The organism is Pseudomonas emilianonis, from assembly GCF_023072625.1.
GTDB classification, from domain to species: Bacteria; Pseudomonadota; Gammaproteobacteria; order Pseudomonadales; family Pseudomonadaceae; genus Aquipseudomonas; species Aquipseudomonas paraveronii.
This window is the reverse complement of sequence record NZ_JAKNRV010000002.1, coordinates 26,487-49,186: the sequence shown is the minus strand read 5'-3', so window position 1 is coordinate 49,186 and position 22,700 is coordinate 26,487. Positions and strand designations below refer to the sequence as shown.

The following is a 22,700-nucleotide window of genomic DNA, read 5'->3' as shown; positions in this document are numbered from 1 at the left end:
TTTACTTGCGCAGCTGGAACGAAATGACGTTATTAGGTACTTCTTCAGTCATCAAGAAGTATGACTCAGGCTTTGCTGACATTTCAGCAAGACGATTCGCGGGCAGTGGAATTAGTCTCGCAATGTCATTCTTTGAGAATCTTCCTTTAGCCTCCAAAAAATCAATCATATCACTGATGAGCTTACTGGTTTCTTTGGGTGTTTCTTTATCAAGTGGTTCGCTTTTCCTGCCGCCTGGGAGGACCGCTAATTGCTTAAATACGTATATGCTCTGGTTTTCCGTTATCAAGCCTAAGGCTCGTGCTCTAACAGCCAAAGCAGCCACTGAGATGCCCCATCTTCTCTTAAGATGAATCAATGCCTCAAGTGAACAAGATGTGAACTCCTGCAGTATTGACTGGCGAGGACATAGGAAAGCACCCGCGAAAAAATTTGCCTGATCTTCTTTCAGTTGAACAAGCTCGTCGTCTTCGTGATCCTCATCAGATACCGCTGTATGCATTATCAAATGACCTAGCTCATGCGCCAAGTTGAATCTGTGACGTGCATTGCTATTTTGTTTCTCTGTAATGATGTATGCAAGATTACCTCTCCAATTGGAGAAAGCTTGCGTTTGGCGGTCCATGGATAGCTGAGCAACAAATACTCCGTTACTCTCCAATAGCCTTGTCATATTGCTGATTGGTCCCGCGCCCAGCTTCCAGAATTTTCTAGCTTCAAGTGCAATGTTCTCAATGTCATCCCAAGAAAGCTCTGTAAAGTCTTCCTGTGGTGATTTGTAGATGCTTGCGCCTGGGTAGTTTATATCGGCGAGTAAAGCTTGAGAGAACTCAGCAAACCACGCTTCTTGTACCACTGCTTTGGTGCGTGATTTTTTCGCCGTTGTCTTGAAACTTCTGAAGTGAGAGGGAGTAGTGATTTCTTGAATTGGCTTCGATGCGGAGTAAAAGAAATCTACGCTCACCTCCAGCACGTTAGCTATTTTGGTAACATTTTCATAAGCAGGTGTCTTCGTTCCCTTTTCAAAAATCGACACTGCCTGCCGGGTAACCCCGATACGATCAGAGAGTGCGGCCATGGTAAAGCCGGCTGCCTGACGAGCTTCAGTTAATCGTGTAGGGTTAAATTTCATAGTTAACGAGCTTTTTTGCTTTTTTCGAATTCTTTGGTGAGTTGTTCAAAAAGATTATCGAGGTTGTCCTCGATTTTTTCTTCACGAACCTCTTCAAGCTTAGGTAGTGGTATTTGACGTGTATAGAGTGACATCTTGCAGTTCGCGTCTGGAATAACCAAGCTCATAAATTCCAAGCTTGATTTAGAACCGTGCAATAATTGACCGCACACGATTTCATTTTCGCTTTCGTCGTAAATCTGAGAAAATAAATCCATGTTCGGGCTTGATAGGACTTTGTTGTAAAGTGAGCTTTTGAGCATCTTAGTTCTTGAGCTGTTTACGTTATGCGCTGTGATTATCAAACGACCGGACCGCAATACAATGTGTTTGGATGATCCATTTCTGTTGCTTTCTATTCTTGCAGTTATACCGGATTCGGGTGCCGACGCAGGTACAGCAGAAAGAAAGTGGTCTACGCATGCTCTTTTGATATGGCCAGAAGCAGCCATAGCGTTCGTCCCAAGGACGGCGTTGCCTCGGATAATCTCTTGGGAAGCCCTATAGCCAAGGGCCACGGCTTTTGAGATCGCTGCCATTTTGTCGAAGGAGAGGTCGGTATCAATGACTTGCGGTAGGGTCGGCATAGCGAAGCACCTGGTTGACTGGGTTCGTGTCAACCATTTTGCCTAAAATCTAAAAAATGTCAACCTGCATGGTAGGTGCTTAGCCCAGAGGCCTTTATCTGAACTTCCGCACCATCATTTACGTTTTCACCTCATCCTGACGCCATAGAAGTGGTTCAGCGCTATCAGCTCAAACACAGCCACGAAAACGCACAGCATGAGGAAGCCAGGGCTGAACACGCGCTTACGGCCGTATTGGTTTCCGCCCAGCCCGACCGCGTCGGAAGCACCAGGAATCACCATAAGCACCGCCAGCCAAGCAATGACCCCAACCTTGCTCCAGAAGCTCTGCTCTCGCCATGCAGTCATTTGAGCTATTCCGTAACCCGCTTTATTTGGCCGGTCTTCACTTCCTCGGCATACCCCACCAACCTATCGGCTTCCTCATAGAGCGTGCCCACCAACCCCATCAGGGCTATGGCATCGGCATCGCTGAGCTTTTCCGCCAGCTTTCCCAGGTCGATACAGGACTGCTCAAGGTTGAAGGCGATGGCCTTGAGGTCGCGGCGCAGTTGCTGGTTGAGTTTGGTGAGAGACATGGAGCCTCCTATACACTTCGCCTGAAGGATTTGACGAGCTTCGACAGCAGCGAGTCCTGCGGAGAGCTTCCCCGCCCTACTAAGTCTTCCAAGGCTATTGTCGCTTCGAGTGTTCGCTCTCTAAGCAGGCTGAGCCTGGTATGCAGTTCTTTTTTCAGTCGCTTTCGATCGTCAGCAGGCGACAGGTCTATCAGCTTCCCGGCCATGAAAAAATTCAGCTCCATCTGTTGGTCTAGCGTTTCGGTAATCTGCTTGATTGCCTCGTTCATCCCGAGTCCTACTCAGTTGAATCAGCTATCTGGCGTGGAGCCATCACCATAATTTTGGAGCTGCTCCGGCGATGATCAATAAAACTTCTGCAGCGCCTGCACAACTACACCCACGATCCGACAGTTCTCGTCGACCGCCTCGATTGGGTAGCTTGGGTTCAGCGGTTTCAGAAATAGCCGGCCGCCGTCGCTCACGAGTTTCTTGAATGTCGCTTCATTGCTATCCGGCAGCTTGGCCACGACCAGCTTACCTGGCGCGACCTCGGCTTCGGTATCGACCAGGATCAGGGTGCCCTCGGTGATGCTCTGGCCTGCAGGGGCCGTCATCGAGTCACCTTTCACCTTCAGCCAGAACGCCGTGCCTTTGGAGTCGTACTCCGAAAACTCATAGCTGTCCGAGAAGCCGGCCGGGTAGGGCTCTACAGCCTCTGCCCAGGCGCCAGCGGCAACCCAGCTAATTACCGGGTAGCGGAATGATTTGGTGGGCTGGACCGCAACGGAGATGTTCGACTCTGAAGCCTCCCGCTCTTCACCTTCGCCAATACCAAGCCATTCGGCTCGAAACCCGGTCGCTTTCGCCAAGGCATAAAGGTTCTCTGGCCGGAGGCTCTTGCTCTCCCCAGTAATCCATTGAGTGACGGCAGAATTTGCGACGCCGCAAAGCGATGCAATTTCCCCCTTCTTTTTCCCGCTGAGCTGTATGGCTCGGGCAATACGTTCGTGTCTTTCCATGGACCCAATATTAAGTTAACTGAATTTAAGCATGCAGTAGGCAGAAAACGGCGTTGACGCAATAACTTAAGCATGCTGAAATTGAATCAGAGTCGAACGAGGATGCGCAATGAATACGCATGAAGTCGCCGAATTCTTCGGCAGCAAGACAAAGCTGGCATTGGCCCTGGGCATTCGTCCAAGCGCCGTGACCATGTGGGGGGAAACCATTCCCGAATCCCGGCAGTACCAGATTCAGGTTCTCTCCAAGGGGAAGTTTAAGGCCGTAAAGAAGGCCCAGGCAGCCTAAGCGACATCCCTGTGCGCCGCCCCATTGAAGCCAGATTAGAAGAGGGCAGTCCCCATGCAAATGTCCAGTTCCAGACACACCGTACAAACCCGTGATCAGGTGCTGGTCGCCCACGCTGCAAACCAGATCGCGCGCACCAGCCTGAGCCAAGACGATTTCGCCCAGGCACTGAGTCGTGACCTGCACCTGTCGTGCCCGGAGAAGGCGATCGCCAAAGAGGTGCCGGACTTCGCCGCGCTGACCACCCAGAACGATGTGGCCGAGTTTGTGAAGGCGACCGGCCGCTGGCTCAAGCGCGTACAGCGCTGGCTGTCGGGCGATCAGGAAATGCCTTCTTGGCTGGAAGAGTCCTGGGTGAACGCCCTTGAGCCTGAATTCCGCGACCACTGCATCAATGAACTGGCGAGCCGTCATGGCCTGACCGGTGCCCGCCAGATGACCAGCGATCAATGCGCGAACAAAAGTTTCGGCGCGCTGATCCGCGCACTGGGCGACGTGATCGATACCGGCAGCGAAGTGTTTGACGACCAGGTGATGTGCGAACTGGATCTGCCGCACTTGCCGGCGTTCGCCAAGCAGTGCCGCCAGGTTGAAGCGAAGGCAGGGGAGTTGGGGCGCAAGGCTGAGCAGTTGCTCAAGGACGCCCGGCCAAATCTGAAATCTATCGCCTGAATCCCGGGCACAAAAAAGCCAGGTTCGTGGCCTGGCTCATTGCTACTTCAGCGAGGCAATAATGAATACACAATCTATCCCCGTCAATACCCCCAACATTCCCGCGCCACGTTTTTCGCAGTCTGAAAACGTGGCGCGCAACTCCTCAGTAATTCCGTTCGACTTCGACGGCGCCGCGATCCGGGTCATCACCGACAAGCTCGGCGATCCATGGTTTATCGCGCGCGACGTCGCCGATGCCCTGGGTTACTCCAAGCCGGAGAACGCCGTGGCCCGCCACTGCAAGGCCGCGACCACTACCCCGAAACAGGGTGGTGGTTTCATGACCATTATCCCGGAGCGCGACCTGTACCGATTGGTGATGAAGTCCAAGCTGCCGGCCGCCGAGAAGTTCGAAGAGTGGGTGGTGGGCCAGGTCCTGCCGAGCATCCGCAAGACCGGCACCTTTTCTGCCCAGGGCCCGAACAACTCCAAGATCGTCGGCGAGCTGGCAATCCTTGAGTGCTTCGACCGCCTACTGAAGCCCGCACCATCCAGCAAAATGCTGATGCTGGCCAAGATCGCCGCCAACAATGGCCTGGATGCCAAGTTCCTCCCGGGTTACGCCGTGGACGCTGCCCCTGATGCCGTTGGTGGGTCTTCGATGCCGACCAAGGCAATCACCGCCCTGATCAAAGATAACGCCATCGCCAGCACGGCCCGCGCCTTCAACCTTGCACTGGAGGCTCACGGATTACTCAAGATTCTCCATCGTAAAAACTCCAAGCAAGAAATGATCGACTTCTGGTCCGTGACCGAGAAGGGCATGGCCTACGGCAAGAACCTCACCAGCCCTCAATGCCCCCGCGAGACGCAGCCTCACTGGTACGCGGATCGCTTTCTTGAATTGGCCGCAAAGGTCGGGAAGGCCTGACATGCAATACACCGTCACGATTAACCAGGTGAAGGCGCTGGAGTGGGGGCTGAATTCTCAGCAGGCCCTGCTGTTCGCTTTCGTCTATGGCTGCCCGAGCTGGACCAAGCCAATCAAGACTGATGACGGGATCTTCTTCGCGCTGAGCAAGGCCAAGATCATCGAGGAGCTGCCGCTGCTCACTGACAAGCCGGACACCGCTTACCGCATGCTGAAGGCCCTGGAAGAGGCGGGTCTGATTGAGCTTTCCAGCACTTCGAACATCACGCTTTTCCGGCTGACTGAGAAGGCCGTCGAATGGAATCAGAAGCTCGACGGGTCGGAAAAATATCCGACCCCACCCAAGAACAAAGGTCGGAAAATTATCCGATCTACCTCGGATAAATCTCCGAGCAAGATCGGAAAAAAATCCGAGCTAGGGTCGGAAAAATATCCGACAAATCAGGATACCAATCATCAGGGTACCAATCAGGACACCAGTCAGTCCTTGCAGGACGCCACCGGCAAGCCGGCTCAGTCCTGCAGCCTGGTTCTGGTGGTCGATCGCACCGACACTCCTCGGGTTGAGATCCCCACCGACATGCCCGGCCCCAAAGACCAGACCTGCAAAACCTTCAAGGTCTGGGCGAACTACGCCATGGCCTACCGCAAGCGCTACAGCGCCTGGCCGGTGTGGAACGCCAAGGTCGGTGGTCAGCTCGGCCAACTGGTCGACCGCCTCGGCGCCGATGTCGCCCACCACGTTGCCGCCCACTTCCTAAAAACCAGCGATGCCGCCGTTCTGCGCAAGTGCCACAGCCTCAACGAGCTGCTAGCCAACGCCGAGAGCTACCACACCCAGTGGGTGACCGGGCAGCGCATCAACGGCACAACCGCCCGCCAGATGGAACGGACGGAGGCGAATCTTTCCGCGGCGGAGGAGGCCGCCCAGATGGTTTTGGCCAAACGCCAATCAGGTGACCGAAATGAATACCTTTGAAATGAACGACCAGCAGGTCGCTGGGCTTGCCGCCGCCATCTGTGCAACGGCCGAGGCCATGGGCCAGGAAATGAACCCCGGTACGGCGGCGATGATGGCCGAAGACCTCTGTGCCTACCCGGTGCCTGTCGTCAAAGCCGCGTTGAAGGCCTGCCGCTTCGAAGTGAAGGGCAAGCTGGCTATGGCCGACATCCTGCAGCGCGTCCAGTCCTATGACGGCCGCCCTGGAAAGGACGAGGCCTGGGCCATCGCGATGACCACCAACGATGAATTCGAAACCGTGGTGCTGACCGACGAAATTCAGTTGGCTCTCTCCGCGGCGAAACCTGTCCTCGACGCCGGCGACAAGGTTGGCGCGCGCATGGCGTTCATCAGCGCATACGAACGGTTTGTCCGCCAGTCCCGCGAAGACGCTAAGCCGGTCAACTGGCACGTCTCTGTGGGCTTCGATGCCAATCGCCGTATCCAGGCGGTCACCAGGGCTATGGAGTTGAAACGCATTCCCCGTGACCACGGCCAGAAGTACCTGGCAGACCTGAGCGTTGAGCTGATCACCGAGGACGGTCGGGCCATTGCTGGCTTGCTCACTGGCACCGTCACCCGGCCGGAGCCGGCTCTTCGCGCAAGGCTCGAGATCGTGAAGAACTCGATGCTGGAAATGCGCAACGCCAACGAAGAACGGAAGCTCGAAATGCGGATTGAAGCGGCCAATGAGTTGGCAGATCGCCGGGCGCTGCTGATCCGCCAGGCCCAGGAACTGGAGTCACGACCATGAAACGAGCAAACCCAGCACAGCTACGCCAATCCCTTGAGGCGGCCAGCGCCCTGGTCAAGCACGGAATCCGTTTCGTGTGCATGCCGGTGGTGGATGAGGCCGACGGCGTGAACCTTTCGAGCCAGGCCGCCGAGCGCCTGGAGCGCATGGCAGTGATCGCAGAAGCGGCGGAGGTGAGCAATGGCTGAACTCGCCCTTATCCGCACTGCTCACGGTTTAATGCCGGCCACCGAGGCTGATCGTGAGCTGACCCAGAAATGGAAGCTGGGCCAGGTTGTCCATGGCAAGTTCACCCGTATGCGTAACGCCAAGTTCCACGGCAAGTTCTTCTCCATGCTGGACCTGGCGTGGGAGTACTGGGAGCCGGTTGGCGGCCTCGTGCCGCGTCAGGAGATGCGCGGCATCAAGGGGCTGGCCAAGTTCTTCGAGGCGCAGAGTGGAAAGCCTGGGCAGTTGTCGCATGCGGTTGATGCGTACATCACCGGCCTAGAGTCGGCCAGGGCTGAGCGCTTTCCTGCCGTGGACAAGTCCCGCGAGGCATTCCGTGAATGGGTGACGATCGAAGCCGGTCACTTCCACCTGGTGCGAACGCCCGACGGCGTGCGCAAGGAGGCCAAGTCGATCAGTTGGGCGTCAATGGACGATACGGCGTTTGAGCCCCTTTACCGCGACGTGTTCAACGCCTGCTGGCGCCTGGTGCTGTCTGCACATTTTGAAACCGAAGAGGCGGCCTTGAGCGCTGCCGACCAGATTGGGAGTTTTGCATGAAGCGCACAGAGCTGAAGCGCAAGACGCCGCTCCGGTCCGGTGGTATCCAGAGCTGCGCGCGCAGGAAGCGCTGTCCGTCATGCCGCGTGATGTTCACGCCCGTGCGCGCTTCTCAGGCCGTGTGCGGGGAGATCGAGTGCGCCATCGCTCACGGTCAGTCGGAGAAAGGGCAGGCAAGCGCTCGCAAAGCCCTGGCAGATGTCGATCGCCGCGAGATCAAGGTCCGCAAGGAGGCCCTGAAAAGTCGCGCCGACCACCTTAAGGATGCAGAGAAGGCGGTACGCGACTACCGCCGTACCTACGAACTGAGCATCGGCAGCGGCTGCATCAGTTGCGGCGAGTCGCAGGAGTCGATTCTGGCGGCCCAGGGTTGGAAGACTGGCGGCGCATTCGATGCGGGGCATTTCCTCGGTAAGGGTGCCAGGCCAGAACTCAGGCTTGTGCCCAGCAATATCTGGCTCCAGTGCAAAAGCTGTAACGTGGGCTCCTCGAAGTTCGCCCGAAAAGGCGAGACGGTTTCCCAGGGTTTCCGCACCGGCCTCATCTCCCGCATCGGCCTGGAGGCTGTCGAGGCGCTGGAAGCCGACCACGAGCCGCGCAAGGAAACAGTCGAGCAACTGAAAGCCATCACCGCCGAGTACCGGGCAAAGACCAGAGAACTGAAGAGGGCTGCAGCATGACGCAGATTGCGCAAATCACTGGCGGCGCAAGTAGGCCATCAAAGGGCTGGCTGAAGCCTATGTTCCCGATCACGGGCAAGGCCCACTACTTCAATCAGGAAAAGGAATTCGCTGCGATCACAGCGCAAGGCAGGGCATATTTCTGGCGCTCGATCTGCGGAATCGACACGGTAAGCACGGACAAAATGCCGATGTTCGAGCCTGGCAACTGGGATCGCTGCAAAAAATGTGAACTGAAATTGGCTCGGAGGGCCGCAGCATGACCTATCGCAATGTTGTTTCAGCAGTAGTTCGGGCGCTGGCCGCCGAGACCATCAACTCCGCCGGCGGCTGCGACTTCGAGCCCAAGGTGCAGTGCGCCAAGCAGAAGGGGGAGATCGTCGGCAAGGAGGCGGCGTTTCTCCAGGACTGCTGGGTGTTCGGTAGGTTGCACAAATCGCTCACCCCAGCGCACTGGCGGGCGCTGGTGGCGAAGTACTCAACCCATACCGACCGCAAGCATGCAGCGATCGCGGAGCTGACTCGCGTGATGCGTTCGCCTGCGCCGGAGCGGTTCCTGCATTGCGCTGTGGTTACCTGGGCAATGCCTCGGTTGCCAGGCGTGGACGGGAAGCGCTCCACCAACGTCCTACCGGCCGGCTGGTACGAGATGGACAACTGGTCAAACGAACCGCATCCGATTAAGACCCAGGAGCGGTGGAGGCGTGACATTCGCAAGACGCTGGAGCGGGAAGTGGATCAGGCTTTGGTGTCCGCTCAAGCCCTGCTGGATGCGGATGGACTCATTGATACACAAGCCGCTTGACGACGAGTGAGCCAATGAGCCATTATCTGCCCATCCTGTCATTCCTGCGTGTGTAGGAGTTAGGAAAAAAGCCCGGCCACTGTGTCGGGCTTTTTTATGCCTGCCAGAAACGCAAAAGCCCCGACAAGTTCGGGGCTTTTTCGTTGGTGCGAGAAAAGAGAGGGCGACTCCAGGGAGTGTCTGACCACTTCCTGTAGTCACCAGATCGCAGAACCAGCCTGCAAGCCAGCCAAGGCCCCCTTGCTCTCGAGAGCGGGACGGAGCCTAGCAGAAATCAAAAGGCATTGCAGATGTTGAAAGAATTCAGATGCGGTAACTGCAAAAGACTTCTCGCCCGAACGGGTGGGTTTACAGAGCTCCAGATCAAATGTTCCCGATGTGGGACGCTGAATCATGTGAAGGCCGCGAGCCTCGAGCAATCGCCCATGAGCGCCATACGCCCAATATAGAGGCCTGAACTTAAATCAGCTCAGTAACGGAGTTTAAAATGGAAAACGCAAACTCAGCGTCTCAAACCTTGCAAGATCTTTGGACTCAAGTACAACCGGTGGATAACACCGGCATGCTTAGGCGCGTGGTTTTTGCGCAAGGCAAGTTTTATGCGGCTGGTGGCAACGGTCTTCCCACAACCACTCAGCTTGTCAGCGGAGGCGCAACTGGTACAGCGTGGACCAAGCTTATGGGCGCCATCACCTCTGATAGCGGAAAGGTCCTCAACGAGCTGTACTGGAACGGTATTGGGTCATCGCTTCAAGCCCTTTCTCAATCCGGCAATCTGATCTTCGGCAGCGCAGACCACCCTGAAAGGGCTTGGACAAACCTTACGGCAACTGTTCGCGCGTCCGGAGACTTGCAAGGCATTGTGTTTTATCAGCCAATTTACGGCGAGAACTACACCTGGATACTGGTTGGGTCTAACGGTAAAGTCTTTTCCCGTTATGGCGATTGGTCAGGCCAGGTGGAGCGCACTACGACCTTCACTTCTAGCGAGACTGTGTACTGCGTCAACGTCATTGGCAGTTTTGTGTTGATTGCGGGATCGAATGGGAAGCTGCTTAGCGCTGTGAAGATGGCGACGGATAATCCGCAAACATTCACGACCAGAACCAGCACCTTCGGCTATAGCACCATCCTTTCCATGAAGCTTTGCAACGGGAAAATGTTTATCGTTGGTGCGGATGGCAAGATGGCATATTCATCCGATGGGCTTAGCTGGACTGCTGTTGAAGATACCAGTTTCGGTGGAACCATCATCCGCGACATTGCTTACGGTAATGGCAAGTATGTAGCTGTCGGCGACGGCGGCAAGACAGCCGTTTCCGAGGATGGGATCGGCTGGGTTCAGCAAGCCAACACTTTCGCAGGAACCGATATCCGGAGCGTCGCCTACGGCAACGGCAATTTTATAGCTGTTGGTGCAGGCGGCAAGATTGCTTACTGGACTCCATGATCTTCTATCTCCTTGCGTAATAGAGCCCAGCCGTCGCGCTGGGCTTTTTCATTTCTGATTCAGGCTCGCCACAGCCAGGGTGGCCTTTCGGGGGATGCCTGGACGCTGATAAGCCGGTAGTGCAGCGCTACGGAAAAACACCGGCAGCCCGCGTACTCTGTTCACACCTGACTTCCAGAGTGGCGCGAGACCTTGAAGGTCTTTGGCGGACAGGAGGGGAAAGACCCTCGCGTTATGCGGATGGTGATTGAGTGGCCAAAGGTTGAATTGCCGGGTAACGCCGGCTGCGTGGCTAGTTGCTTGAGGTGGTCGCCACGGACCAATACCAAGGGCGCCGCAGGTTCGAGCCCTGTCCATCCGCACCCATTCTAGGTCTCGCCACCGTGCGGGGCTTTTTGCTTTGCGCCGTTCGTCCAGTGTTCGGCACTCGCTGCGACCTACCGACTCCCATGTTTAAGCGCGGATATTCCGAGCGTTTGAACGGAGAGTCAGCATGGACATTGATAAGAGTGCGCCAGGCAACATTTCTCAACAGGAAGTGACGCGCGGCACTGATAACGAGACGGGTCATGATCCGCATCGGGATGGTGATGCGACTCCGCTGCCGCCGGATGACGGCGCACCTCTCGAAGAGGATATGTCGGACGTGGACGCCGCCGATTCAGTTGCGAGCGAGCACCCCGACAACTGATTGAAGTATCAGTCAGCAAGCCCGGCCATCGCGCCGGGCTTTTTATCTGGATTGCGTCCTTACCTGACTAATCCGTTGTACACCTCGGTGGGTGCACCATCTTTCTTGATGACGAGCTTGTTCCCATCAGCCAGTGAGTCAACGCTCTCCGAACAACCGTCAATAGTCGTCTTGCCGTCGACAGACTCTGTTTGAGTGTTGAAGCTAACGGCGTAAGTTGTGGCCGGGCAGCTGTTCCCACCTTCGCCCGTGGAGATCACCAAAACGAATTTATTGGGGCCGAACGCATAGGCTTTTTCGACGCTAACGTATGTGGCGTATTCAGGCTCATCGAGCACTTGCTCCATGATATTCATGACGCCAGCGCGAGATTGGTAGTTGATTTCTTGGCCATTGATGGTGAATGGGCCAATTTCTTCGCCCGAGACTAGTACCGCCTCATAAGCGATGCTGGGTGCAGCTGGCGCTAAATTAACGGGCGGCTTTGGATTGGCTGCGAGAGCCGGCTGTGTATTTGGGCTAACGCATTGGCCACTCTCACAAATGCGGTCGCCTTTGCAGTCCGTGTCCTTGGCGCACTGCGCGGAAACCTGGCTTGCTGGACTGATATTTTCTGCAGGTTTATCACAAGCAGTGAGAGCGAGAGTGAGAAGCGAGAGGGCAAAAATACGCTTCATAGGCGAATTCCTTTTCATGGGTGATGGCATAACAGTATCGCGAATGTGGGGGCGAAAGTCTCTGGCTATAGCCATCCTTGCCTAAAGCGTCTCGCTCTACTTCGTCGTGTTTACAGGCGCCGTGTTATTTGAGCTGCACCTATTCAGGGCCTCGGCATTTGCCGGGGCTTTTTCGTTTTCGGCTCCACCACACCCATCGCTTCGAGCTGGGAGTGCTGCTGGAGCTGATTCAAATCTGCAGGTCATGGCCTGTCATATTCATAACTCCCTGACGGGGAGGAACCGAGATGTCCAACATGCCAGACAAACCAGACACATGGGCGATTGCGCTTGCGTGGTTGAGCCAGCATTCGCCAATCCTCTATGCGGCTGCGCTGTCCTGCGCCATGGCCGTCCTGCGCATCACCTACGGCGGCGGCACTCGGCGCCAGATGCTGGTGGAGGGCGCCATCTGTGGTGGCCTGACGTTGACCATCATCAGCGGACTGGACTTCTTCGGTCTGCCCCAGAGCATGGCCACCTTCGCGGGTGGCTGGGTTGGCTTCCTGGGTGTAGAGAAGATCCGGTCGATTGCTGACAGGGTGACTGACTTCAAGTTGCCCAGTCGCAAGGTCGATTAATCCGCGCCACGTTTTCGAATGCGCCAAATAGTGGCGCGACGTGATACCTATGGGTGAAGTGACGGTAGTGATCAACGGTGTGACGCTCACCATAGGGCAGTCAATGATGCTGAGAATGGCTGTTACCAGCTTCCTCATGCACATGCAGGAAGTTGGTCTAGGCAATGACGAGCACGGCAAGGCCATGGCAGAGGCATACATCCTCAGGGCGTCAGAGGTTTAGGCGCTGCTGACCGGACCTCAACCTGGCCAAGCCACATGCGGTACGTATCAACCCCCGGCTACAAACCCTTCCCCATGATCCTGCTCAGTCAGGCGATGGACCATGTATCGGCACTGGCGTTTGCCAGAAGCATTTGGCCGACTTGCGAGGTGTCCTGAATGAAGGTCGTCGAATTTGGCTGACTACTCAGGAGTAGAAGTTGCTTTAGCTGCCTCCCTTCCAAGTTCGTCGGCGGCAAGTTCAAGATTATCCGTATCGTCCAGCAGCCTGTCCTTGCAGAGGATCGTCGGACGAACCCGGCCTTGAGACGCCTGCACTACCTTCCACTGCGGGGGTGTGCCGTCTTCGGGCTTAGATGGTTCGATTGGCGGCTTCATAGTCCTGCTCCTTGCCTTGATTGATTCTCACCAATACCGGCAACCAGCCACCTTTTCAAGTAAATCGAGATCACCATGACAACCAAGCAACCCGACTGGGAGGCGATCGAACGAGCCTACCGTGCGGGCGTGCTTTCCGTAAGAGAGATCGCATCGTCCTGCGGTGTGTCGCACACCGCTATCCAGAAGCGAGCCAAGGCCAATGGCTGGGAGAGAGATCTAAAGGCCAAGATCAAGGCGAAAGCTGATTCGCTGGTTGCCAAACGAGAGGTTGCCACGCAGGTTGCCAGCAAATCAGTGGAAACCGAGCGAGAGATCATCGAGGTCAACGCTGAGGTCATCGCGAACATCCGTATGGCCCACCGCGGCGACATCTCACGTGGCCGGCGACTCGCAAACAAACTGCTGGACGAATTGGAAGCGCTGACCGATGAGCAGGGCACCATCAAAGAGTTGATCGTCCAGTTGAGGGACGCTGACCACGACGACGGCGATGCAATGGCAGACGTTCTGGCCCTGGCTAACAAGATGGGCGCGCTGCCTTCTCGCACCAAGACGATGAAGGAGCTCGCCGAGACCCTGAAGACGCTGGTTGCCCTGGAGCGCCAGGCCTACGACCTCGACACCAAAGCCGGCAACAGTGACGCCGACGAGCTATCGAAAATGATGGACGATCTATCGAAGGAAGCCTGACATGAAGCCCGAGCACTTGAAGCTGCTCCGGGACAAGTACTGGCGGTTGAACAACCTTTACTTCATCACCGACAAAGCCGGGAAGAAGGTTCGCTTCCGGATGACGGACGAGCAGATCGAATACTTCGAGGGGATGCACACCCGGAACATCATCCTGAAGGCCCGGCAGCTTGGCTTCACCACCGAGTGCTGCATCATCCAACTGGACGCGGCTCTGTTCGAGTCGGCCAAGTGCGCTCTGATCGCTCACACCCTGAACGACGCCAAGCGCCTGTTCCGAGAGAAGGTGAAGTACGCCTACGACAACTTGCCTGCTGATATCCGCGCTGCCAACCCCGCGAGCAACGATGCCGCTGGTGAGCTGGTGTTCAGCAAGGGCGGATCGCTCTACGTGTCCACGTCCTTCCGGGGCGGGACTCTACGGTATCTGCACGTATCCGAGTTCGGGAAGATCTGCGCCAAGTTTCCCCATAAGGCCAGAGAGATCGTCACCGGTGCCTTTGAGGCTGTCGCCACCGATTGCTTCGTCACGATTGAGTCGACGGCGGAGGGCCGGGCGGGCTACTTCTTCGATTACTCGCAGAGCGCGGAACGCCAGCAACTGGCCGGTGTTCCCTTGGGGCTGCTGGACTGGAAGTTTTTCTTCTTCTCCTGGTGGAAGAACAAGGCCTATTGGCTTGACCCGACTGATGTGGTCATTCCGCAGCGCCTAACCGACTACTTCAACGACCTGTTCGCCAAGCACGGAATCGACACGAACCCAGGCCAGCGCGCCTGGTACGCCGCGAAGGAGAAGACGCTCGGCGACGACATGAAGCGGGAATACCCGTCCATCCCTGTCGAAGCCTTCCAGCAGTCGGTCGAGGGTGCTTACTACGCCCAGCAGTTGACGAAGCTCTACGCGCAGCAGCGCATCGGCGTGATCCCGAACAACAGCCACCTACCGGTGATGACCTTCTGGGACATCGGCGTCGGCGACTCCACGGCCATTTGGTTCGTGCGCCAGGTCGGTGAAGAGTTTCACATCATCGACTACTACGAGAACAGCGGCGAAGGCCTGCGGCACTACATGAAGGTGCTCAAGGACAAGGGTTACACCTACTCCGAACACTGGGGACCGCACGACATCGATAACAGGGAGTTCGGCAGTGATGCCAAGACTCGCCGGGAGCTGGCCCAAGAGGGCTATGAGATCGACGGGAAAATTTACAGCATGACATTCGACGTAGTCCCGAAAATTGGCATCAGCGACGGCATAGAGGCGGTGCGGGAGATTCTTCCGCTCTGTGTGTTCGATGAGTCGAAGTGCGAAGAGGGCATCAACTGCATCGAAAACTACCGAAAAGAATGGGATGACAAGCGCGGCTGCTGGAAAGACAGACCACTTCATGACTGGACCTCTCACGGGTCTGATGGGTTCCGGTACTTCGCAGTGGCGAAGAGCGCCAGGAAACCGGCCACCTCTATCAAAATGGGATACGCCCGATGAGCAACGACGTCTCCTTCATGCGGGCGGAATACACGGCAGTGCTGGACCGCTGGGCGACCGTTCGCGATGTCTGCGCCGGGCAGCACCGGGTTGTCGACCGACTGCCATACATCAATGCGCACGATAAGTCGCCGGAGAACGAAGACCGGAACCGGGCTTACCGCGAGCGGGCGGTCTTCAAGAACGCCACTGGGCACACACGTAACGGGTTGCTTGGCCTGGCCTTCCACAAAGATCCGACGCTGACTGTGTCGAAGAAACTGGAATACCTGCAGGACAACGCCAACGGTTCTGGCGTCAGCATCTACCAGCACTCCCAGGGCACGCTTGAAAAGGTGCTTGAGGCCGGACGGCATGGGCTGTACGTCGACTATCACCAGGACGACAGCGTCGGCGGGCACTCGGTGATCCTGTCCTACTGCGCTGAGGACATCATCAACTGGCGCACCGGGATGGTGAACGGGCACAGCGTTCTGACGCTGGTAGTGTTGCGTGAGTCGCCTGAGATCCCCGACGGCTTCGGCTTCAAGACGGTAGAGCAGTACCGGGAACTGGCGCTGGAGGACGACGGTTTCGTTTGCCGGGTCTGGCGCAGGTCTGGGCCGAAAGGTGGCGGGCCACTGGCGGTCATCGAAGAGTTCAGGCCGGAAGGCGTCACTGGGCGTCTCAAGGAGATCCCGTTCACCTTCGTTGGCGCGCAGAACAACGACCCCAGCATCGACGAATCACCGCTGTACGACATCGCCATGATCAACCTGGGCCATTACCGGAACAGTGCTGACTATGAAGACAGTGTCTTCTGGTGCGGCCAGGCTCAACCATGGATTTCCGGCCTGACCGAGCAGTGGGTAAAGCTGCTCGAGGCAAAGGGCGTTTATGTTGGGTCGCGTGCGCCGATGCTTCTGCCCGCGGGCGGCTCCTTCGGTTACGCACAACCCGCTCCAAACACACTGGTCAAAGAGGCCATGGCCGACAAGAACCAGATGATGATCGAGCTGGGCGCGCGGATGGTGGTGGCGTCACTTGCCACCAAGACCGCTACGGAGTCCCGTGGCGATCAGTCGGCTTCCACTTCGGTGCTGGCCGGCTGCGTGGCAAACGTCAGTGAGGCTTACACCCGAGCAATCATGTGGTGCTGTGCCTACATGGGCATCGCTGACAAGAAGGTTGCCTACCAGGTGAATCAGGAGTTCGTCGAGCTTACTGCTGATCCGCAGATGATCACGGCCCTGGTCGGCTTGTGGCAGAACGGCGGATTCGCGAAGGCTGACCTTCGGGCCTACCTGCGTAAGTTGGGCCTGATCGCACCAGAGCGCACTGACCTGCAGATCGACGGCGAATTGCAGGAGCAGAGCGACGGCCTGGGCCTGGACAACGAGGACACACCAAATGGCGGCAAACCGAGCAATCCATGACGCCACCATCCGGCACGCGGTCTTCCTCGAAAAGCTGAAGGCGGGGGAGGTGGGCAAGTTCGCCCCCTTCCTCAAGGAGATCGATCGCTCGATCCGCGACCGGCTGACCCAGTCGGACCTGACCGAGTACAACGTCAAACGCCTTGAGGCGCTGCTGAAAGAGGTGGATAGCCTGCTGCTGGGCATATTCGACCGCTACAGCGCGCAACTGAACCTCGACTTGGTGGATATCGCCAACTATGAGGCAGAGTTCGAAGCGACCAGCCTTACCCGATCGGCGCCGGTTGGGGTTTCGCTGGACGTGGTCGCCCCGACGGCTGCGGCAATCCGAACCGCAGTGCTGACGAACCCGCTCAGCGTGCGCGGCACCGGCGGCGGGAAACTGCTGAAGGCCTTCATCAAGGGCTGGACCGGCGCCGAGCGAGAGCGCGTCACCGGCACCATCCGGCAGGGCTTCTTCGAAGGGCAGACGAACTTTCAGATCATCCGCAACATTCGCGGCACCAAGGCAGCAGGGTACAAAGACGGCATCCTAGCCACCACCAACCGCAATGCCGCCACGGTCGTGCATACCGCGATTCAGCATGTGTCGTCTCAGGCTCGAATGGAGGTGGCCAAGGCCAACACTGACGTCGTGGAAGAAATCCAGATGGTGGCCACGCTGGACAGCAAGACCAGCCAACAATGCCGCTCGATGGACAAGCGCAAATTTCCGGTGGATTCAGGCCCAAGGCCGCCATTCCACCCGAACTGCCGCACCACCTTCATTCTCCTGACCAAGCTCAGCGCGTTGTTCGCCAAGGGCGCTACTCGGGCTTCGGTGGGTGCCAATGGCGGACAGCAGGTCAGTGCCGACCTCGATTACTACCACTGGCTACAGCAGCAGCCGGCAGCGTTTCAGGACGTCGCGATTGGTCCTGTCCGGGCCAGGCTGTTCCGCGAGGGCGGATTGACCGTGGAGCGCTTCACTGAGCTGCAGCTTGATCGCAACTTCGCGCCGCTGACGCTGGTGCAGATGAAAGGGCTTGAACCGCTGGCATTCGAGTGCGCCGGAATTTAACCGAACACATTCAATCAGCCGCCTCCGGGCGGTTTTTTATTGCCTGCAAAGCGGGCGAAACATACCCAAGGGGTGCATCAACGTGGCAGAAGAAAACGAAATCGACCTAGAAAACCCGGCAATCAAGGCCGCTATCGCGACTGCCGTTGAAGCATCCGTTTCGGGTTTGAAAACCAAGAACTCGGAACTGCTGGGTAAGCTGAAGGAAACCTCCGGCAAGCTGACCCAGTTCGAAACCCAATTTGAAGGCATCGACATCGACGCCGTCAAAGGTCTGCTCAGTCGGGCGGGCCAAGATGAAGAAACCAAGCTGCTGACCGAGGGCAAGGTGGACGAGGTCTTCAACCGCCGTACCGAGCGCCTACGTGGCGACTACGACAAGCAGCTCAAGACCATCAGCGAGCGTGCCGAGAAGGCTGAATCCTTCGCTGCCAAGTTCCAGGGCAAAGTCCTGGGTGACTCGGTGCGCGGTGCCGCACTGAAAGCCGGCGCACTGCCGGAAGCAACAGACGACATCATCCTGCGCGCCAAAGGCGTGTTCACCCTTAACGAAGATGGCGATGCGGTCGCCGTTGATGAATCCGGCCAGGTCATCCTCGGTAAAGACGGCAAGACCCCTTTGACTCCGCTCGAATGGGCTGAGTCTCTGCGCGAAAGCGCACCTCATCTGTGGCCAAGGGCTTCAGGGACATTTGCCCCGGGCGGGGGTGGCGGCAAGGCTGCATTCAAGCGCTCCGAAATGACCTCCGAGCAGAAGCGCGACTTCCAGCGCAAGCACGGCCAAACCGCATATCTCGCATTGCCCAAGTAAGGGGATTGACCCATGGCTACAACCGTAAATAGCGACCTGATCATCTACAACGATGAGGCGCAAACCGCATACCTGGAGCGCGTACAGGACAACCTGGATGTGTTCAACGCATCGTCCAACGGCGCGATGGTACTGGACAACGAACTGATCGAAGGCGACTTCCGCAAGCGCGCCCTCTACAAGTTGAACGGCTCGCTGGAGCACCGCGACGTCAACTCTGACGGCAAGGTAACTGCCAAGAAGATCAGCGCTGGCGAAGCTGTCGGCGTCAAGGCTCCCTGGAAGTACGGCCCGTACCAGACCACCGAAGAGGCGTTCAAGCGCCGTGGTCGTCCGGTCGAGGAGTTCTCCCAGATCGTTGGTGCCGACGTTGCTGACGCGACCCTGGAAGGCTTCATCCAGTACGCGACTGCTGGTCTGCGCGCTGCCATCGGCTCCAACGCCGACATGGTGGTTTCGGCCAACATTGAAACCGACGGCAAGAAGACGCTGACCCGCGGCATGCGCAAGTTTGGCGACAAGTTCGGCCGTATTGCTTTGTGGGTCATGCACTCCAGCGCCTACTTCGACATTGTCGACGAAGCGATCACCAACAAGATCTACGAAGAAGCTGGCGTCGTGATCTACGGCGGCCTGCCTGGCACCCTGGGCAAACCGGTACTGGTGACCGACACCGCGCCGGCGGACGTGATCTTCGGCTTGCTGCCAAACGCCGTGACCATTACCGAGTCTCAGGCCCCAGGCTTCCGTTCGTATGAAGTGAACGACGAGGAGAACCTGAGCATCGGCTACCGCGCTGAAGGCACCGTGAACATTGATGTGCTGGGTTACAGCTGGAAAGCAACCACCGGCGGCTCCAACCCAACCCTGGCCGCAGTCGGTTCTGCTGCCAACTGGATCAAGCATGCGGGCAGTAACAAGGTCACCGCTGGAGTGATGATCACGCTCACAGCAACGCCTCCGGTCACTGGCGGCTAAGCCTCAAACTCAACGCGCGGTCAGCGATGGCCGCCTTGGAGAAACACATGGAACTGACTTACAGCAATCAATTGAACGGCTTCGACCCGGAGAAGCGTTACCGCAATCCCGAACACTTCGATAAGCCGGAAGCTGGTGTCACCAGTGTGCTGGTGATTGGTGATTGGCCCCGCGTAGTCGACGCTTATGAAGCGGCCGGCATCGACGTGTCGGTGAAGGAGGCGAAGCGGGTGCAGATTGTTGGTGTCGCCAACCAGGCCGAACTAGAAAAAGTCATCGCGGCTTTGCGTGCTGAACATGGATCGATCCAGAACCTTGTTGATGGTCTGGATGCTGGAGAGATTCACCGTCCCGAGTCAGGCGAGCTGGCGTTGCGCTTGTTTGAAGTGCTGGGCACCATTCATGGGTCGGTTGGCGAACTGACCGCTGAGCGTGACGGCCTGCTCCTGACGATCGACGAATTGCGCGGTGAGATCGAAGCGCTGAAGAAGACCGCCGTCACGCCGCCGGCTGATGAGGCTGGAGAAATCGCCGCGCTGAAAGCCAAGCTCGATGAGGCCAAGGTCCAGTACCGGGCCAATGCCTCAAAAGAATCCTTGGAAAAGCTCGTCGCTGATCTGCCCAAGGCGTGATACTGCTGGCTGCCGGTGACCCGGTGGCCAATCTTCAAACCATTCCAGCGAGTTGACGCATGACACTCATCATCGAGGACGGTACCGGCAAGCCTGACGCCGAAAGCTATGCGAGCGCCGAGGACCTGGCCATGTATTCCGTGAAATTCGGCACGGTCATCCCCGCAGGCGTTCCTCAACAGGAAGCGTTGTTGCGCCGGGCCGCCTTGGCGATGGATGGCATGACCTGGAAAGGACGCAAAATGAGCAGCGAGCAGGCCTTGTCCTGGCCGCGCCGGGAAGTGCTGCTGGATCATGAGATCAAGCCGAACAACTACTTGCCAGCGCGCATCCAGTACGGCCAGATGGCCCTGGCCGCCGAGATCCATCAGGACGATATCGACCCGGTAGAAAAGCGCAAAGGTGCGGTAACGCTGGAGCGTGTCGAAGGCGCGGTGACTCGCGAGTACGCGACTATCCCGAACACCAGCGGCCGACTGTTGCCGGCGGCGCCTGATCGACCCAGTGCTACGCAGTTTTCCGACTATTTGCAGCGGCGCGGACTATTTGCCGTTAGGGCCTAGAATGGGCACCTGGAAACGATCTTCGATATTCTGGCCTGGTGATGGATGGAGGCAGTTGATTTGCTCATAGATCTAATTTCACTAGCTTTGATTTTAACGGGGATCACAGAGTGGTTTTTTCTGTGGCTGATTCTGTTTTTTAGCGCATCAGTGCGGAACCAAAGTTTGCATCGAAGCAGGCGACGAATGATTGCGTTATGCAGTCTGCCTTTGATTGCACTGTTTCAGGCGGTTATGTCGTACAAGTTTTACGACGATAGCCACAGCAATTGGCTGATTGCTTTGTCTGCGGCCGCAATTCCTGCATTTGCTCTTCTATATTTGCGTGCTTTCTTTTTAAAGAGATCAGACTTTACCCACTAGAACTTCTGGAGAAATCATGGCCACCTTCTACGATGAAATGGCCGTGATGGCTCTGGAGATGATCACAGAGTTCGGCCAGCCCGTGACCATCAGCAAGACGGAGCCGGGCGAGTACGACCCGGAGACGGGCGGCGAAGCGCCAGGCGCAACTGTCGAGCAAATTGCCCAGGGCATCCTGCTCGACTTTACTGGCCAAGAATTCCAAAACAACAGCCTGATCAAACAGGGCGATAAGAAGCTCAAGATCGCCGCGCAGGGTTTGGCCTGGGGCCCCGGCCTACTCGACAAAGTTCTGGCCCAGGGCCGCACCTGGTCAATCGTTCCGCCGCTGAAAGAAGTGAACCCCGCCGGCACGCCGATCCTGTATGAGCTGCAGGTGCGGTCATGAGTCGCGCGGGTGCTGGGCAGTCCGGGAGTTTTGCGTTGAGCCTGGCCGAGTTCGCCGCCCAGACCAGCGAGGCCATCGACGCCAGTGTGCGCGAGATCATCATCGAGGTCGGCAGCAGCCTGATCCGCATGTCTCCCGTAGGTAACCCGGAGATCTGGGCGCAGAACGCTGTGGCGACCCAGTACAACAAGGCCGTCGACGATCACAACAGCGCACTGCGCAGTGATCCGGCCAACCTCACGAAGGGTGGCAGGCTCAAGAAAGGCCGCAAGCTGAACGACGGCATGGACATCATCGCACCGGAAGGCTACGTCGGCGGACGGTTCCGCGCGAACTGGCACATCTCGCTTGGCGTGGTAGAGAGCGTCACCTTTGATGAGGTTGACCCGAGCGGCGCCGAAACCACCGCCGCAATGGTTGCCGCGATGAGTGATTTCACCGCCGGCCAGATGGCCTACATCATCAACAACTTGCCCTACGCGATCCCGCTGGAGTTTGGTCATTCGACCCAGGCCCCCGGCGGCATGGTTCGGGTAACCGTGGCTCGCTTTCAGCAGATCGTGCTGGAGGCCATCAGGAACAACCAGGTATGAGTCATGCCATCATCGCCTCGATCTACGAGGCCAAGCTGATCGCCTGGAACGCTGCCAGGTCGGAGAAGCTGAAGATCGTCTTCGAGAACACCGCCTATACGCCGGCGGCGGGCGAGACTTACCTTCGCGCCTTCACAATCCCGGGTGACACCGCGAGCAACACGCTCGGCGGCGATCACCGGCTCTACACCGGCGTGTTTCAGGTGAGCATTATCGCGCCGGCGGGCACTGGGAAGACCAAGACCAACCCGATTGCGGCTGAGCTGATCAGTCTGTTCCCGGTTTATGGTCGAGACACGAAGGGTGAGGTGACCGTCACCACCATGTCACCGGTTGACCCTGGTCCTGGTATCACTGGCGATTCCACCTATACCGTGGCGGTCTCGTTTTCTTACCGCTGCGACACCAACTGATCCCGCCCATTGGGCAACCCCAGAGACCCGCCCTTGAGCGGGTCTT

At 57.4% G+C, this 22,700-nt stretch carries 34 protein-coding genes and 1 tRNA gene; 27 read left to right on the top strand and 8 right to left on the bottom strand.

Annotated elements, in window-relative coordinates; all coding sequences use genetic code 11:
• Position 1: 1 nt before the first annotated feature.
• From L9Z73_RS00590 to L9Z73_RS00565, 6 genes are all read right to left on the bottom strand, one after another.
• On the bottom strand, positions 2–1,132 hold the full coding sequence (locus L9Z73_RS00590) for an XRE family transcriptional regulator (protein ID WP_247395621.1): 1,131 nt from the start codon (positions 1,130–1,132) through the stop codon (positions 2–4).
• A 2-nt stretch (positions 1,133–1,134) separates the two neighbouring features.
• Positions 1,135–1,758 carry a hypothetical protein gene (locus L9Z73_RS00585; protein ID WP_247395619.1) on the bottom strand — a complete coding sequence of 208 codons (624 nt, stop codon included), beginning with the start codon at positions 1,756–1,758 and terminating at the stop codon, positions 1,135–1,137.
• A 126-nt stretch (positions 1,759–1,884) separates the two neighbouring features.
• Positions 1,885–2,106: a hypothetical protein gene (locus L9Z73_RS00580; protein ID WP_247395617.1), complete on the bottom strand. Its 222-nt coding sequence runs from the start codon at positions 2,104–2,106 to the stop codon at positions 1,885–1,887.
• Between the two features lie 5 nt (positions 2,107–2,111).
• Entirely contained in the window at positions 2,112–2,336 is a 225-nt protein-coding gene (locus L9Z73_RS00575) for a hypothetical protein (RefSeq protein WP_247395614.1), read from the bottom strand.
• Between the two features lie 8 nt (positions 2,337–2,344).
• Positions 2,345–2,605, bottom strand: a complete 261-nt coding sequence (locus tag L9Z73_RS00570; RefSeq protein ID WP_247395612.1) for a hypothetical protein — start codon at positions 2,603–2,605, stop codon at positions 2,345–2,347.
• A 75-nt stretch (positions 2,606–2,680) separates the two neighbouring features.
• Positions 2,681–3,337 (bottom strand): LexA family protein, encoded by a 657-nt coding sequence (locus L9Z73_RS00565; RefSeq protein ID WP_247395611.1) that lies wholly within the window; start codon positions 3,335–3,337, stop codon positions 2,681–2,683.
• A gap of 109 nt (positions 3,338–3,446) precedes the next feature.
• Between L9Z73_RS00565 and L9Z73_RS00560 the strand changes: the two genes are divergently transcribed.
• The 14 genes from L9Z73_RS00560 to L9Z73_RS00495 all read left to right on the top strand — a co-directional run bounded on the left by L9Z73_RS00560 (position 3,447) and on the right by L9Z73_RS00495 (position 11,359).
• Positions 3,447–3,626: a Cro/CI family transcriptional regulator gene (locus L9Z73_RS00560; protein ID WP_247395609.1), complete on the top strand. Its 180-nt coding sequence runs from the start codon at positions 3,447–3,449 to the stop codon at positions 3,624–3,626.
• Between the two features lie 54 nt (positions 3,627–3,680).
• Positions 3,681–4,298, top strand: coding sequence for a hypothetical protein (locus tag L9Z73_RS00555; RefSeq protein WP_247395607.1), 618 nt, complete (start codon positions 3,681–3,683; stop codon positions 4,296–4,298).
• Positions 4,299–4,359: 61 nt separating this feature from the next.
• Complete coding sequence (locus tag L9Z73_RS00550; protein ID WP_247395606.1) at positions 4,360–5,211, top strand: BRO-N domain-containing protein; 852 nt, start codon at positions 4,360–4,362, stop codon at positions 5,209–5,211.
• A 1-nt stretch (position 5,212) separates the two neighbouring features.
• Positions 5,213–6,190, top strand: coding sequence for a phage replication protein (locus tag L9Z73_RS00545; protein ID WP_247395605.1), 978 nt, complete (start codon positions 5,213–5,215; stop codon positions 6,188–6,190).
• Positions 6,177–6,965 carry a hypothetical protein gene (locus L9Z73_RS00540; protein WP_247395604.1) on the top strand — a complete coding sequence of 263 codons (789 nt, stop codon included), beginning with the start codon at positions 6,177–6,179 and terminating at the stop codon, positions 6,963–6,965. The genes L9Z73_RS00545 and L9Z73_RS00540 overlap by 14 nt, the downstream gene beginning before the upstream one ends.
• Positions 6,962–7,153 carry a DUF1382 family protein gene (locus L9Z73_RS00535; protein WP_247395603.1) on the top strand — a complete coding sequence of 64 codons (192 nt, stop codon included), beginning with the start codon at positions 6,962–6,964 and terminating at the stop codon, positions 7,151–7,153. Before L9Z73_RS00540 ends, L9Z73_RS00535 begins: the two co-directional genes overlap by 4 nt.
• Positions 7,146–7,733, top strand: coding sequence for a DUF1367 family protein (locus L9Z73_RS00530; protein ID WP_247395602.1), 588 nt, complete (start codon positions 7,146–7,148; stop codon positions 7,731–7,733). Before L9Z73_RS00535 ends, L9Z73_RS00530 begins: the two co-directional genes overlap by 8 nt.
• Complete coding sequence (locus L9Z73_RS00525) at positions 7,730–8,413, top strand: recombination protein NinG (protein WP_247395601.1); 684 nt, start codon at positions 7,730–7,732, stop codon at positions 8,411–8,413. Before L9Z73_RS00530 ends, L9Z73_RS00525 begins: the two co-directional genes overlap by 4 nt.
• Positions 8,410–8,676: a hypothetical protein gene (locus L9Z73_RS00520; RefSeq protein WP_104902918.1), complete on the top strand. Its 267-nt coding sequence runs from the start codon at positions 8,410–8,412 to the stop codon at positions 8,674–8,676. Before L9Z73_RS00525 ends, L9Z73_RS00520 begins: the two co-directional genes overlap by 4 nt.
• The gene (locus tag L9Z73_RS00515) at positions 8,673–9,218 is read left to right on the top strand and encodes a hypothetical protein (RefSeq protein ID WP_247395600.1); all 546 of its coding nucleotides are present in this window, start codon (positions 8,673–8,675) and stop codon (positions 9,216–9,218) included. The genes L9Z73_RS00520 and L9Z73_RS00515 overlap by 4 nt, the downstream gene beginning before the upstream one ends.
• 290 nt (positions 9,219–9,508) lie before the next feature.
• Positions 9,509–9,667, top strand: coding sequence for a zinc finger domain-containing protein (locus L9Z73_RS00510; RefSeq protein ID WP_099494182.1), 159 nt, complete (start codon positions 9,509–9,511; stop codon positions 9,665–9,667).
• Positions 9,668–9,705: 38 nt separating this feature from the next.
• Positions 9,706–10,668 carry a hypothetical protein gene (locus L9Z73_RS00505; RefSeq protein ID WP_247395599.1) on the top strand — a complete coding sequence of 321 codons (963 nt, stop codon included), beginning with the start codon at positions 9,706–9,708 and terminating at the stop codon, positions 10,666–10,668.
• 236 nt (positions 10,669–10,904) lie between these two features.
• Positions 10,905–11,030, top strand: a tRNA-OTHER gene (locus L9Z73_RS00500).
• Between the two features lie 131 nt (positions 11,031–11,161).
• On the top strand, positions 11,162–11,359 hold the full coding sequence (locus L9Z73_RS00495) for a hypothetical protein (RefSeq protein WP_247395598.1): 198 nt from the start codon (positions 11,162–11,164) through the stop codon (positions 11,357–11,359).
• A gap of 59 nt (positions 11,360–11,418) precedes the next feature.
• Here L9Z73_RS00495 and L9Z73_RS00490 read toward each other — a convergent pair whose 3' ends face one another.
• A complete protein-coding gene (locus tag L9Z73_RS00490; protein ID WP_247395597.1) occupies positions 11,419–12,036 on the bottom strand; it encodes a hypothetical protein in 618 nt (205 codons plus the stop codon).
• A gap of 287 nt (positions 12,037–12,323) precedes the next feature.
• On the opposite strand from L9Z73_RS00490, the gene L9Z73_RS00485 reads away from it, so the two are divergent.
• Both L9Z73_RS00485 and L9Z73_RS00480 read left to right on the top strand, forming a co-directional pair.
• On the top strand, positions 12,324–12,656 hold the full coding sequence (locus L9Z73_RS00485) for a phage holin, lambda family (protein WP_104902921.1): 333 nt from the start codon (positions 12,324–12,326) through the stop codon (positions 12,654–12,656).
• 49 nt (positions 12,657–12,705) lie between these two features.
• Entirely contained in the window at positions 12,706–12,879 is a 174-nt protein-coding gene (locus L9Z73_RS00480; RefSeq protein WP_247395596.1) for a hypothetical protein, read from the top strand.
• Positions 12,880–13,061: 182 nt separating this feature from the next.
• On the opposite strand, the gene L9Z73_RS00475 is transcribed toward L9Z73_RS00480, so the two are convergent.
• Complete coding sequence (locus L9Z73_RS00475; protein ID WP_247395595.1) at positions 13,062–13,256, bottom strand: hypothetical protein; 195 nt, start codon at positions 13,254–13,256, stop codon at positions 13,062–13,064.
• A 75-nt stretch (positions 13,257–13,331) separates the two neighbouring features.
• On the opposite strand from L9Z73_RS00475, the gene L9Z73_RS00470 reads away from it, so the two are divergent.
• The 11 genes from L9Z73_RS00470 (at position 13,332) to L9Z73_RS00420 (ending at position 22,654) form a co-directional block, all read left to right on the top strand.
• Positions 13,332–13,949, top strand: a complete 618-nt coding sequence (locus L9Z73_RS00470) for a hypothetical protein (RefSeq protein WP_247395594.1) — start codon at positions 13,332–13,334, stop codon at positions 13,947–13,949.
• Between the two features lies 1 nt (position 13,950).
• The gene (locus tag L9Z73_RS00465; protein WP_247395593.1) at positions 13,951–15,438 is read left to right on the top strand and encodes a terminase; all 1,488 of its coding nucleotides are present in this window, start codon (positions 13,951–13,953) and stop codon (positions 15,436–15,438) included.
• Complete coding sequence (locus tag L9Z73_RS00460) at positions 15,435–16,853, top strand: DUF4055 domain-containing protein (protein WP_247395591.1); 1,419 nt, start codon at positions 15,435–15,437, stop codon at positions 16,851–16,853. The genes L9Z73_RS00465 and L9Z73_RS00460 overlap by 4 nt, the downstream gene beginning before the upstream one ends.
• Positions 16,828–17,913: a minor capsid protein gene (locus L9Z73_RS00455; RefSeq protein WP_247395589.1), complete on the top strand. Its 1,086-nt coding sequence runs from the start codon at positions 16,828–16,830 to the stop codon at positions 17,911–17,913. The genes L9Z73_RS00460 and L9Z73_RS00455 overlap by 26 nt, the downstream gene beginning before the upstream one ends.
• Positions 17,914–17,995: 82 nt before the next feature.
• Positions 17,996–18,724: a hypothetical protein gene (locus tag L9Z73_RS00450; protein WP_017479625.1), complete on the top strand. Its 729-nt coding sequence runs from the start codon at positions 17,996–17,998 to the stop codon at positions 18,722–18,724.
• Between the two features lie 12 nt (positions 18,725–18,736).
• Positions 18,737–19,702 carry a major capsid protein gene (locus tag L9Z73_RS00445; protein WP_122822492.1) on the top strand — a complete coding sequence of 322 codons (966 nt, stop codon included), beginning with the start codon at positions 18,737–18,739 and terminating at the stop codon, positions 19,700–19,702.
• A gap of 47 nt (positions 19,703–19,749) precedes the next feature.
• The gene (locus L9Z73_RS00440) at positions 19,750–20,334 is read left to right on the top strand and encodes a hypothetical protein (protein WP_247395588.1); all 585 of its coding nucleotides are present in this window, start codon (positions 19,750–19,752) and stop codon (positions 20,332–20,334) included.
• Positions 20,335–20,393: 59 nt separating this feature from the next.
• Complete coding sequence (locus tag L9Z73_RS00435; RefSeq protein WP_247395587.1) at positions 20,394–20,897, top strand: DnaT-like ssDNA-binding protein; 504 nt, start codon at positions 20,394–20,396, stop codon at positions 20,895–20,897.
• Between the two features lie 379 nt (positions 20,898–21,276).
• Positions 21,277–21,648, top strand: a complete 372-nt coding sequence (locus L9Z73_RS00430) for a hypothetical protein (RefSeq protein WP_247395586.1) — start codon at positions 21,277–21,279, stop codon at positions 21,646–21,648.
• Entirely contained in the window at positions 21,645–22,241 is a 597-nt protein-coding gene (locus L9Z73_RS00425; protein WP_247395585.1) for a hypothetical protein, read from the top strand. Before L9Z73_RS00430 ends, L9Z73_RS00425 begins: the two co-directional genes overlap by 4 nt.
• Positions 22,238–22,654, top strand: coding sequence for a phage tail terminator-like protein (locus L9Z73_RS00420; protein WP_247395584.1), 417 nt, complete (start codon positions 22,238–22,240; stop codon positions 22,652–22,654). Before L9Z73_RS00425 ends, L9Z73_RS00420 begins: the two co-directional genes overlap by 4 nt.
• Positions 22,655–22,700: the final 46 nt, after the last annotated feature.